15 protein-coding genes and 1 other annotated feature are annotated in these 10674 nt (G+C 40.3%); of the genes, 8 read left to right on the top strand and 7 right to left on the bottom strand.

Annotated elements, in window-relative coordinates; translation table 11 throughout:
* Together BT147_RS15605 and trpS are read right to left on the bottom strand one after the other, a co-directional pair.
* Positions 1 to 751 (bottom strand): collagen-like triple helix repeat-containing protein (locus BT147_RS15605; protein ID WP_177239809.1); only part of this gene is annotated, 751 nt, incomplete at its 3' end.
* Between the two features lie 311 nt (positions 752 to 1062).
* Positions 1063 to 2049 (bottom strand): tryptophan--tRNA ligase, encoded by a 987-nt coding sequence (gene trpS, locus BT147_RS11780; protein WP_072335508.1) that lies wholly within the window; start codon positions 2047 to 2049, stop codon positions 1063 to 1065.
* Positions 2050 to 2092: 43 nt separating this feature from the next.
* Positions 2093 to 2320 (bottom strand) — a binding site (T-box leader).
* A gap of 150 nt (positions 2321 to 2470) precedes the next feature.
* Here trpS and BT147_RS11775 point away from each other — a divergent pair.
* Complete coding sequence (locus BT147_RS11775; protein ID WP_072335505.1) at positions 2471 to 2995, top strand: CcdC family protein; 525 nt, start codon at positions 2471 to 2473, stop codon at positions 2993 to 2995.
* Between the two features lies 1 nt (position 2996).
* On the opposite strand, the gene BT147_RS11770 is transcribed toward BT147_RS11775, so the two are convergent.
* On the bottom strand, positions 2997 to 4115 hold the full coding sequence (locus BT147_RS11770) for a glycosyltransferase WbsX family protein (protein WP_072335502.1): 1119 nt from the start codon (positions 4113 to 4115) through the stop codon (positions 2997 to 2999).
* 223 nt (positions 4116 to 4338) lie between these two features.
* Between BT147_RS11770 and BT147_RS11765 the strand changes: the two genes are divergently transcribed.
* Positions 4339 to 5658 carry a phytoene desaturase family protein gene (locus BT147_RS11765; RefSeq protein WP_143187996.1) on the top strand — a complete coding sequence of 440 codons (1320 nt, stop codon included), beginning with the start codon at positions 4339 to 4341 and terminating at the stop codon, positions 5656 to 5658.
* Between the two features lie 52 nt (positions 5659 to 5710).
* Here BT147_RS11765 and BT147_RS11760 read toward each other — a convergent pair whose 3' ends face one another.
* The 4 genes from BT147_RS11760 to BT147_RS11745 form a co-directional block, all read right to left on the bottom strand.
* Complete coding sequence (locus tag BT147_RS11760; RefSeq protein WP_072335496.1) at positions 5711 to 6307, bottom strand: hypothetical protein; 597 nt, start codon at positions 6305 to 6307, stop codon at positions 5711 to 5713.
* Positions 6308 to 6496: 189 nt separating this feature from the next.
* Positions 6497 to 7039, bottom strand: a complete 543-nt coding sequence (locus tag BT147_RS11755) for an NUDIX hydrolase (RefSeq protein ID WP_072335494.1) — start codon at positions 7037 to 7039, stop codon at positions 6497 to 6499.
* A gap of 4 nt (positions 7040 to 7043) precedes the next feature.
* The gene (locus BT147_RS11750; protein WP_072335491.1) at positions 7044 to 7865 is read right to left on the bottom strand and encodes a helix-turn-helix domain-containing protein; all 822 of its coding nucleotides are present in this window, start codon (positions 7863 to 7865) and stop codon (positions 7044 to 7046) included.
* A 304-nt stretch (positions 7866 to 8169) separates the two neighbouring features.
* Complete coding sequence (locus BT147_RS11745) at positions 8170 to 8556, bottom strand: helix-turn-helix domain-containing protein (protein WP_083426540.1); 387 nt, start codon at positions 8554 to 8556, stop codon at positions 8170 to 8172.
* A 154-nt stretch (positions 8557 to 8710) separates the two neighbouring features.
* On the opposite strand from BT147_RS11745, the gene BT147_RS11740 reads away from it, so the two are divergent.
* The 6 genes from BT147_RS11740 to BT147_RS11720 form a co-directional block, all read left to right on the top strand.
* Positions 8711 to 8992: a helix-turn-helix transcriptional regulator gene (locus tag BT147_RS11740; protein ID WP_218159119.1), complete on the top strand. Its 282-nt coding sequence runs from the start codon at positions 8711 to 8713 to the stop codon at positions 8990 to 8992.
* A 19-nt stretch (positions 8993 to 9011) separates the two neighbouring features.
* Complete coding sequence (locus BT147_RS11735) at positions 9012 to 9197, top strand: hypothetical protein (protein WP_072335489.1); 186 nt, start codon at positions 9012 to 9014, stop codon at positions 9195 to 9197.
* A gap of 242 nt (positions 9198 to 9439) precedes the next feature.
* The gene (locus BT147_RS11730; RefSeq protein ID WP_072335486.1) at positions 9440 to 9769 is read left to right on the top strand and encodes a single-stranded DNA-binding protein; all 330 of its coding nucleotides are present in this window, start codon (positions 9440 to 9442) and stop codon (positions 9767 to 9769) included.
* 27 nt (positions 9770 to 9796) lie between these two features.
* A complete protein-coding gene (locus BT147_RS15600; protein WP_177239806.1) occupies positions 9797 to 9937 on the top strand; it encodes a hypothetical protein in 141 nt (46 codons plus the stop codon).
* Positions 9934 to 10272 carry a hypothetical protein gene (locus BT147_RS11725; RefSeq protein ID WP_072335483.1) on the top strand — a complete coding sequence of 113 codons (339 nt, stop codon included), beginning with the start codon at positions 9934 to 9936 and terminating at the stop codon, positions 10270 to 10272. Before BT147_RS15600 ends, BT147_RS11725 begins: the two co-directional genes overlap by 4 nt.
* A gap of 47 nt (positions 10273 to 10319) precedes the next feature.
* Positions 10320 to 10674 (top strand): hypothetical protein (locus BT147_RS11720; RefSeq protein WP_143187995.1); only part of this gene is annotated, 355 nt, incomplete at its 3' end.

The raw sequence follows: 10674 nt of genomic DNA, 5'->3' as shown, positions 1-10674 counted from the left end.
CATCCGCGCCCGTCGGTCCTTGAGGCCCGGTATCTCCTTGAGGTCCTGTAGCGCCGTCTGCACCATCCGCACCCGTCGGTCCTTGAGGCCCGGTAGCTCCCGTAGCTCCGTTAGCGCCGGTAGGTACTTCTAGTTTTACGATGGCAGAACCAGGCGTTACCGTGATTTCTAACGTATCAGATATAAAGTTGAGTGTATCTCCAAAGCTAAGTAGAACTGTTCCGTCCGCGCCTGAGTTTCCTTGAACTACAAATAAGAAATCACCTGTAACAAAAGTTCCCGTCGGCCCTTGAGGTCCCGTCGGCCCTTGAGGTCCTGTGCCTCCTGTGGCTCCAATCGCCCCCGTGGGCCCTGCTGGCCCTTGAGGCCCAGTAGCGCCTGCTGGTCCGGGGGGTCCTCCAGATGGACCTGTGGGCCCTGTGGCACCTGCCGATCCCGTGGGACCTCTTGTAACATCTGTGTTTAACACATTTTCTAGCTTCTCATTTAGGATCCATTCTTTCTTCCCGATTACATTAATCGTGTCGCGAACGCTATTATTGATCGTAAGTAAATCGCTAATCGTGGGTTGAAAGGATGTTGAGACTCCAGGGAGCGTTCCGAGAACGTATTGTAGCTTTTCACCCTCGGCGTTAATGATATGACTTAAGCCTAACTCTTCTAATGCAATCGATGATAATAGAAGATTCACTGCATCTTCTCTTGTAATGCTTATATTCGGTGAAATATTAGGTATATTTGCTTGGGACATGGTATACCTCCTTAAATAAATATTCTTACTATAGGTATGTTTGTTTGGATTATTTATGATGGGTAGGCTTCTCTATGTATATAAAAAAATGACTCATCCACATGGAGAGACATCTTTTGCGATTGCGCGTAGGCCAAATATAATCGTAATACGCAGAAAAACTGTGCAGTCATTATTCCCAAACGAACCTTCCTATCCGAAGAAGAACATCAAAACTGGCGAAAACAAATCGTCTTATTTTAATAAGAAGGAAATTTGTTAAAACAGACAGCCACACGTATTTAAACATGTGGCTGTTTCGATGTATTATCCTACAAACGGACTAAACCGAGAGCATTTTTCATTTTTCTTAACGTCCCACCCGCTACTGCTTCTGCATGTTCGGCTCCATGACGTAAGATATTCGATAACTCCTCTGATTGGCGAATTTCTTGGTAGCGTTGCTGAATTGGCGTTAAGTGATCCACTGTAAGTTCAATGAGATTTTTCTTTAATGCCCCGTATCCCAAACCTTCGTAAGATTGGACAATGCGATCCATATCCTCGCCTGTAAGCACACTTTGAATCGAAAGCAGATTGCTTACCCCTGGTTTATTCTCTTCATCAAAATAAATCGCATTTTCGGAGTCTGTTACCGCCCGCTTGATTTTCTTCTCGATCTCTTTAGGCGTATCCATCAAGGTGATGTAGTTAGCGTCACTATCATCGCTCTTAGACATCTTTTTCTCTGGATTTTGTAGCCCCATAATACGAGCTCCTACTTCTGCGATCAATGGTTCCGGCATAACAAATATTTCTCCGTAATCACGGTTAAATCGCTCAGCTAGGTCACGAGTTAATTCAAGATGTTGTTTTTGGTCCTCTCCAACAGGTACATGAGTCGTCTGGTAGAGTAAAACATCTGCAGCCATTAGGACTGGATACGTAAATAAACCAACTCCTGCGCTATCAGACCCCCTTCCCTTATCTTTAAACTGTGTCATCCGGTTCAGTTCACCCATTCGGGATAAGCAAGTTAGCATCCATGAAGCTTCAGCATGAGCAGGTACATGAGATTGGACAAAAAGAGTGGCTTTGCGAGGATCTAATCCTACCGCTAGATAAACAGCCGCTATATTTAATGTGTTCTCGTACATTTCTTTGGGATCCTGTGCGACTGTGAGTGCATGAAGATCTACCACAGAATAGAAATTTTCCTCCGCTTCGTCTTGAACATCAACAAATCGCTTAATTGCACCTAGATAGTTCCCTAATGTGATAATCCCTGTCGGTTTCACGCCACTAAATACACACTTCAACTCAATCATCTCCTTTTCTAAATCAACACAAAAAGCCCGTCCTCAAAGGGACGAGCTTTTCTCGCGGTACCACCCTAGTTCACAATGCATAACTAAACAAACATCGTGCTCTCATGAATCGTAACGGATTCCGCCGGTTATCTGCTAATGAGGTTACCTGTTCACAGTACTGCTCAGAAGTCCATTCACCAAGGGAATTGGTTGATTTTCACCGGCCATCAACTCTCTGCACAATCCTTCCTTGGGTACTCTTCTTCTTCATCGCATTTCATTATTTATATGTAAAATAGGTTTAAGATGTCAATTTAACACTTACAATATAGGTATAGCCATTATGATTTAACTATATGCTATAGTCAAGCGGTTTACTTTCAAAAATTTTTGTGTTAGCGTTTTCCTGTAATGAAGGAGGGCTTCGGTCATGGAACAGTTCATTCCTTTTAATGTACATATCATGACAACCATTGCTCTAGTTGTAATGGCATGTACTGTAATGATCATCAGAATTCGTGCTACGAAAAAACCTACATCAGCAAAGAAAATCCTTATCCCCCCTCTTGGGATGAGCACTGGATTTGCTATGTTTTTATTTCCATTTACCAGAATTCCATGGAGCTGGGCGCTCATTGCTTTTATATGTGGTTTCATCTTTCTAGCGATTCCACTCATCCTCACGTCCAACTTTCAAATTCAAAACAATGAAATCTATCTGAAGCGATCGAAAGCATTTTTAGTGATTATCGTTACTTTACTAGTGATCCGACTTTCACTACACAATTACATTGAACAACACATTAGCATCCCTCAAACAGCTGGCATTTTCTTTATCCTCGCATTCGGGATGTTGCTACCTTGGCGGATCGCAATGTATCGAAAATATAAGAAGGTAGAAAAAACCCTTACGGACTCTTCTTCCATCTCCGTTCCATCGCTCAGCCTAGAGTAAGTTATCTAGGCTGTTTTTTCTTTCCACTGGCTTGTCCGACTGCTCGCTTTAACTCCTCCAAATACCCGTGCCCATACTTCTTATCTGGTTCAAGATAAGTACCCTCTGCCCACTCATTCCACGCATTTACAAAAACAAAGGGACTTCCGATTTGTTTCGCTCTCTCCAATTGCCTAGCCATATGGTTCCCAAACTTTTTAGGTGTACTATCTGAAATCGTGAATGCGGAAGCACGCTCCCCCACCCTCGCAGAATTGTCCCAATCCACAAAGGCACCTAAAATCGTTTTTTTCTCTCCTCTGTCCGGATTACGTTTTAAAATCCGATCCCACATACCATCATAATCGTACAAGTGGAAGGATTTTTTAGGGTTTTGATAGGATGGAGCTTGTCTAATGATCTCATTTCGATTCGCTCGATCCCATGCCAACGTATAAGTAGGCTCAAACTCGAAAGTAGCATCAAAGCCATCCAACTCCTTAAACGGTGGCCTTCCCGATACCGTCTCTACGAAGTAAATCCCCTCAAATCCGTGTTGCTTCGCCAATTCAGTCCAATAGGATAACATCTCACGATAACGTGGGATATCGCCGGCACGATAAATAGTAAAGAGGGGTTTATGATCGATACAAATATATCTGGGGTCTTTAAAGGCTTGTACTAGATAATCAAAATGCTCTTTCCAGTCCTCCTCATCCCCATACTCTTGAGCCATTAATATATCTTGATCTGCTCCATTCCACCTACGACTCCACGTTTCATTTGCCCACGAAAGACAGAAAGGAAAATCTGGTTCTCCTAAACGTAGCACTTCATTTAGCGGGGTCTCTAGTAACATTTTTCCTTTAAACCAATAATGATAATAGCAAAAACCAAATACCCCATGTTCCTTCGCAATATCTGCTTGCCATTTTCTCGCATCTGGATCTGTTAAATCGTAGTAAAAATCATTTAGTGGTTCCCTCGGTTGATAATGCCCGGGAAATAACGGGGTTGCTTTGCGGGTATTCGTCCACTCGGTAAAACCTTCTCCCCACCACATATCATTTTCTATAACACGATGAAATTGAGGTAGATAGAGGGCGATTACTTTCGGTTCCCCCGCAGAAGACAGATTCATCCAAATCATCCTTTCTCTATTTAGTTCATTATGTAGTTTCGTGATATTTACTATATCATGTAGCCTATTGTTCTAAAATAAAGCGAAATTTTCGAACATATCATGAACACTACCTCATCGTCTCACAAATTGTTACAATAGAAGATGATGAAAATGAATTTTGTATATATCTTCAAATGAAAACAAAAAGTGTAATCGCTTTTAATAGAGGAGAGTGTTTGTTGTGCCGGAGAAAGTAATAGTAGTTGGAGGAGGTCTAGCTGGCCTGTCTGCAGCTGCGCGACTCGCACATCACGGTTATCAAGTTACCCTACTAGAAAAAGCACCTAAGCTTGGCGGTCGTGCCATCACGATTCCCATGAAAGGGTTTAACTTTAACTTTGGAGCCCATGCTATATACGCACGGGATCGATCCATCTTACGCAAATTTGAAAGCGAAATTCACCTTCAAGTGGATTGGAAAGACTTTACACCTTCCAAAGCTTATTATGATTTAGGTTCTTTTACTACACCTATGCCTGCCACGTTGGAGGGCTTGTATAAAACGAAAATACTAGATGCCAACAATAAGGTTCGTTTTGCTTATGAAATCGCAAAAACTCTTTCTTCCATTGAACGGGGAGAAGAGGGAGTCCTGATCGGGGAATACTTAGAGAGCCAACCCGCCCAAATTAGAGATTTATTACTCACAGTAGCATCATCTAACTTTTTTACCAATGAATCCGAAAAGATTCCATCACCACTCTTCTTCCAGTATTATAAGCGTCTATTCTCTACCAACCGTGCCGTTGCCTATATTGGTGGTGGCTGGCAGTCAATCGTAGAAGGATTTGCGAACATCATTGAATCAAATGGTGGGGAGATTATCACCAAAGAAAAGATTTCCAAGCTAGAAATGGAGGAGAATCGAGTCACGAAGCTATTCGGCAAAGAAGGCTCCGAGTATGTCGCTGATCAAATTGTATTCTGTATCCCACCTAAAGATCTGGCTACTTTGTTTGCTGAAACCAAATATGCATCTTTATTTGACGAGTACAATCAGTATAAACCGACCCAAGTGGTGGTATATGACCTCGGTTTAAGCAAACGGATTCCAAGCCCATATACTTACATCTATCATAAGCAGGAACGTGTTTTTATCACTGATATTTCTCATTATGATCACACCTGTGTTCCAGAAGGTGGGCAACTTCTACAAGCGATTGCCTATCTAAATGAGAAAGAGATAGCTGAGGGGAAGGCCGATGAAAAAGTGGCCGCCATTGAAGCCGTATACGACAAGCACTATGCTGGTTGGCGTGATCTCTTAGTAGCCAAACGCCTATCCAAAAAAGCAACCGTACAAGAAATCAAATGTATCAACGACCAACGACTCATGCCAGTAAAATTTTATAGTCTACCAAATGCATCGTTTGCTGGGGATTGGTGTCAAGGAGAAGGTCAACTCTCCGAACTATCCTTCACCTCCGCCTATGAAGTAACGAGTCGCATTTTAAAACATAGTAAAACACAGTTAAAGGAAAACCTAGCAGAAGCAAAGTAAGCATAAAACCCCCTGATCCATTATACAACGGATCAGGGGGTTTTATATCAATCTAAAACGGACCAATATGCGACCAAGACTTCTCTAATATTTTATAAGCTACAAATACCACACCCGTTATCACCAGTGCCACAATCGAAAAAATAGAAGTAAATAAAACGCGATCACCTGTATAAACCTTTAGCTGCTCATAATCAGACTGATCAATCCTACGAGCTTGGCTTCGGACATTTAGATTTCCTAATGTCCACAAAACAGCCGGAACCACAAGGAAATACCATAAAGGTAAGCCATTAACAAATGGATGAGCGGGACGAATAATAACTTGGATCACAAAAAACAGTGAGACTGCCACTTGCAAATATACGTTTGATAATTGATACCGTAACCATTGATCTCCTAGTTTCTCCTTCTCATAATGGAGAAGTTCATTCATTCCTGGAAACATGAGATAGAGAATATTTGACTTGCGAAACAATACCATACTAAGCGGTGAGATGGCGAAAATGATTGCCAATACCGCATAAACGAAAGGGGTAGAAGCTCGACTAAAAATAAGTCCGAATACGATTACAGCATAAACGACAAAAAGAATGTTTGTATATAGCAATTCTTTTTGCCGCAGGGAACGAAGTTGTGTATCTTTCATTGTGATTTGTCCCTTCTCATAATTTAACATGTTCATCATATCACATTCTTAGTAATATCATGGCTATTTCTATAGTGTATTATATTTCTGTCAAGTCCATAAAAAGCTAGGAATTTTATTGTTTTATTATGCAAGGTATTGTACAAGTTTGCATGGCACGTTTGCAAATGGTTTGCAATCTTGTTTGAACTATTCTTTGGCTATTAGCTGTAAAATCTTTTTGGTCGATGGAAAAGCAAGAGCGTCCCATGGAATTTGATCAAGGGCAAAAAAACGACCCTGTTGACTTTCCATATTAATGATAATTTCTTCATGGTGTGCAATCGCTCTATATGTCAACTGCACAACCCCATCACTAGCTATAGAGTCGGTATCAATTATTCCCTTCACAGCTACAGAAAGTCCCGTTTCTTCTCTTACCTCACTCTGTATTGTTTCAAATAAATCATGTCCACGCTCTACGTGTCCACCTGGAAATGCCCACAATCCCTTCCCTGGCTCCTCGTTCCGTTGAAGAAGTAAGACCTTATTCTCCTCTTTATTCAAAACGACGGCAACGACTACGAGTTTAGGGTCTATGTAGAAAACAAATTCACAATTATGACAAAGTAGCTGAGGTTGATTAGAGATATGGAGGTCTTCAAGTGAAAAATGATGACCACACCGAGGGCAAAATTTTAAATCTTCTTTTTTATATCTCCATTGATACTTGAAATATAGATCTTTGTTCATATTGTTAGATCTCCTTAACAATAAATTCGTTGTGCCACATTGAAAGAAATTTATCCTTTACTTGTTCAAATAGCGAGTTTCGATCATTATTTTTATTCAATGTAAAACGAGGGCATCTTTTTTCTGGTACATAGTCAAGAATTTCAACAACCAATTTTCCTGTGTCTCCATTATCAAATCCTGTCATGATATATGGAAAAATTGTGCTGTAAGTCTTTATTTTTAAACGTGGTGCTATGTCTTGCGGCAAGGATTTTCGGAGTTGATTAAGTTTGCGGATAGAATTTCTTATTTCATAATGAAAGCTTTGCCTATCTTCCTCGTCACTCATAAAAGTGAGAATGGAATAGTTTGTTTCAATCCAATCAGGATCTAAAAGTAACAAATGTACATTACCTATATACAGTTTTTCTTTTAAAATATCACTGGAATCCTCGGCTATGTGAATCATTGAGGTACCCGATATAAAGCACTCTCCCTTTGCTTCAAGCAGACAGTTCTTATAGTCTAAGATACGATCAATAGGTGAATCAGTAACTTTTATTATACCGTAGTGATTATATCCACTATGGGTTATTTGCTGTGGATTAAATGGGTCGTAATCTGATAAACCCATCTTCCATGGGGGGATATGTAGTATCCCACATAAACATCGAAGAGTTTTTACATCGGTGATATTTTTTATACCACGCTCTATGTCAGATACATAGTTTACGCTTACTCCTATTCGATCACCAGTTTGTGGCCATAGTGAAGCTAACTGTGACTGAGTCATTTTTAAGCTTTCTCTACCCTCGCGAATGGTTATTCCATAGTGGTATCTCATGATGTGTCCTCCGCTCAAACCAATTAGTGTGAATGGGGTTATTTATTTCAAACTATTGAGGTTATTCCAAACGAATACGATAGAAAGCATAATGTAATTAGATTCTATCCCTTATTGAGAAATCATAGAAAGGACGAAAATAGATGATCACATTTAATGTCTCAGAAATATTGGAACTACGTGATAATCAAAAAATAGATTTGGAGATAGTTATAAATCATCTAATTGAAGTTGAGGATTTTCCAATTGATATTGTTAAGGAAATCGGTCATTACTGCTTCCAAATAAAGTTGAGGAGATTATATTAATCGTTTTCCTCATCATGTTTCTTCCTTTGAATAGCGAACTGAATAAAATCAGTGATAAATCGGCTATCCTCTTTTGTTAAACGTCTTCCTCCATAGTGCGCCTTTCCATCATTAATCATCTCAACAATTTTTTCTAGATCGACTACACTAAGTTTTTCTTCATTTTGGGAAACTTGATCTGAGGGTCTATCTAAAAGCCAATCAACTGATACTCCATATAGATTAGCTATCTTAGATAGCGTCTCTGGATCAGGATTTCGATTTCCTTTTTCATATTGTGAAATGGCTGCATGACCGATTCCGATTTTTTCAGCTACTTCTCTCTGTAGCATATCTGCGTTTAGTCGTGCTTCCTTCAAACGTTTTCCAAGCAAATTTTCCACCTCAATCTCCTTATACTATTGCTACTACTAGTATACACGAACCTTCACAACGAATAAAAAAATATAATCACCATTGTGTTAAGTTATTTATTGACTTATCATAATGATGATTATATAATGTAATTAATAAGACAGAAGCGAGGTGCATGGAACATTGAATACAACAAACCACATGAATCAACTTTTTCAGGAAGTAGCTGAACTCAATGCAAAAGTACTCGATCTAAAACAACAACCAATACAACAAAAACAAGAAACTCAACGAGAATCAATCAAAACCTACAATGCAAAAGAGGTAGCAAAAATCCTCGGAATTAGCCGTTCCATGACTTATGAATTACTCCGTAACCCTAACTTCCCAGTCCTTCACATCGGTAAAAGAAAAGTCGTTCCGAAACACAAGCTTGAACAATGGATAGACCAGCAAGCCCAATAAACCATAAGGAGTGAACTTCATGAATCCAGTTCTATCCAAAATCGACTACCGCTTAGAAGTTCTCCAATTCCAGATCGAGACCCACTCTCAGGGATTTCTACAAGGCATGTGGGAAGATGGCAAAGCCGCACAGATGAAAGAAGAACGACAATTCCTGAAAGAATTGAAACAGCAAGCCCAAGTCCTTATGAGTAATGCTTTATGATGAAACACCATCACACATTGTATTGTCTCAGATGCTTAAGGAAAGGTTTGAAAGTTGAAGTTACTGAGATGCTAAAACGTTGTGTCAGATGCTATCACGATCATTCACGAGATGAAGTTTGCGAAATGTTAGACAACCACATCACAAGGCTCTCTCACTACTTGACAGATGACGAATTACAAAGCGAACTCGCCTTTATGATTGAAAAAGTAGTACCCACTCAAAACTAGGAGGAATTCAAAATGAACAAAGTAAGCTTAGTCGGTCGTGTGGCAGTAGATCCAAAAGTAAACAAAACAAGCAATGGAAAGTCATACATGTTCTTACGTCTAGCAGTGGAAGGTTATTTCGATAAGAAGACCAAGCAAATGACCACTGATTTTATCCCGGTGACGGTATGGGGTCGTGAGGCAGATAAATGTCGCAATCTTTTGAAGGGTTCGTTAATTTCGATTGAGGGTCGTGTGAGTGCTGGATCGTTTGCGGATTCCAATGGAGAGAAGAAGTTTAGTCTCGATATTATCGCAGAGTCGATCAGTTTCTTGAGTAAACCAAAATCCAAAGGTGCTTAAACAGTGAGTGAGCAGGAGGAATTTATGATGTGGGATAAGTTAGGGGAAGCATTGAAAGAGGCGGCAAAGAAGGGCACTGGTAATCAAATCAACATTGCAACAGGACATAATTCCAAAATCATCGCAACAAAGATTATTAGCGGAAAGAAGAAAGGTGATAAAAAATGAGTTGGTTTACTACAAGAGAGCCCAATGATGATTGGATTAAATGCCTTTTCGAACCTGCTTACGATCTCATCACCATGGAGACCGACTACACCAAGAGGGCAAAACGGGAGCGTGAACAAAGAAAGGAAGCAAAGAAGAGAGAAAGAGAACTGCAGTTGGAACGCTTAGAAGAGGAAGAAAGAAATCGATTGGAAAAAGAAAGACGACGAGTAGAAGAAGAGAAACAACACCAGCTAGAATCGATTTTACCCCCCTTACCGTATGATTTGATCGAATTCGAAGAGTTGGATTGGGTTGCTAAAGAGTATGCAAAACAAAAAAAACAAATGCCCTAGCAGGATGGCAGTCCAACTGGGGCACCTCATTTAGGAGTTGATCCAAAATGAAAAGAAAAAAGATTCCCTTTTATTCTAAAACAGATAACCACTTTCAGCAAGTAAGCTCGTTCTTATATGGAAACCTCATGTGGTGGCTTCCCCTCATGGCTGGCTTTGCGGTTAAGTCTGGGATTCCTTTCTACGTCGCAAATGGATGTTTAGCCGTTGGTCTTTGCTTCTCCAAGACACGGGATACCATTTTGAAAACAGATCGCTTCTTTCGAGATTATTGGAGAAGTCATCGAGATGGGATGAAGGTCTCTAAGATGCTCCGAGAAACGATGCTTGGTTGTGGTCTTGGATACGAAGAGAAAGTGAAGCGACAGATCGGACGGGAAACCGTCCTAGAGACCAAACAAA

The sequence above is a fragment of the Thermoactinomyces sp. DSM 45891 genome (assembly GCF_900119485.1).
In the GTDB taxonomy this organism is placed as follows: Bacteria; Bacillota; Bacilli; order Thermoactinomycetales; family Thermoactinomycetaceae; genus Baia.
The sequence above is the reverse complement of the archived record's forward strand: the minus strand, read 5'-3'. Positions and strand labels throughout refer to the sequence as shown.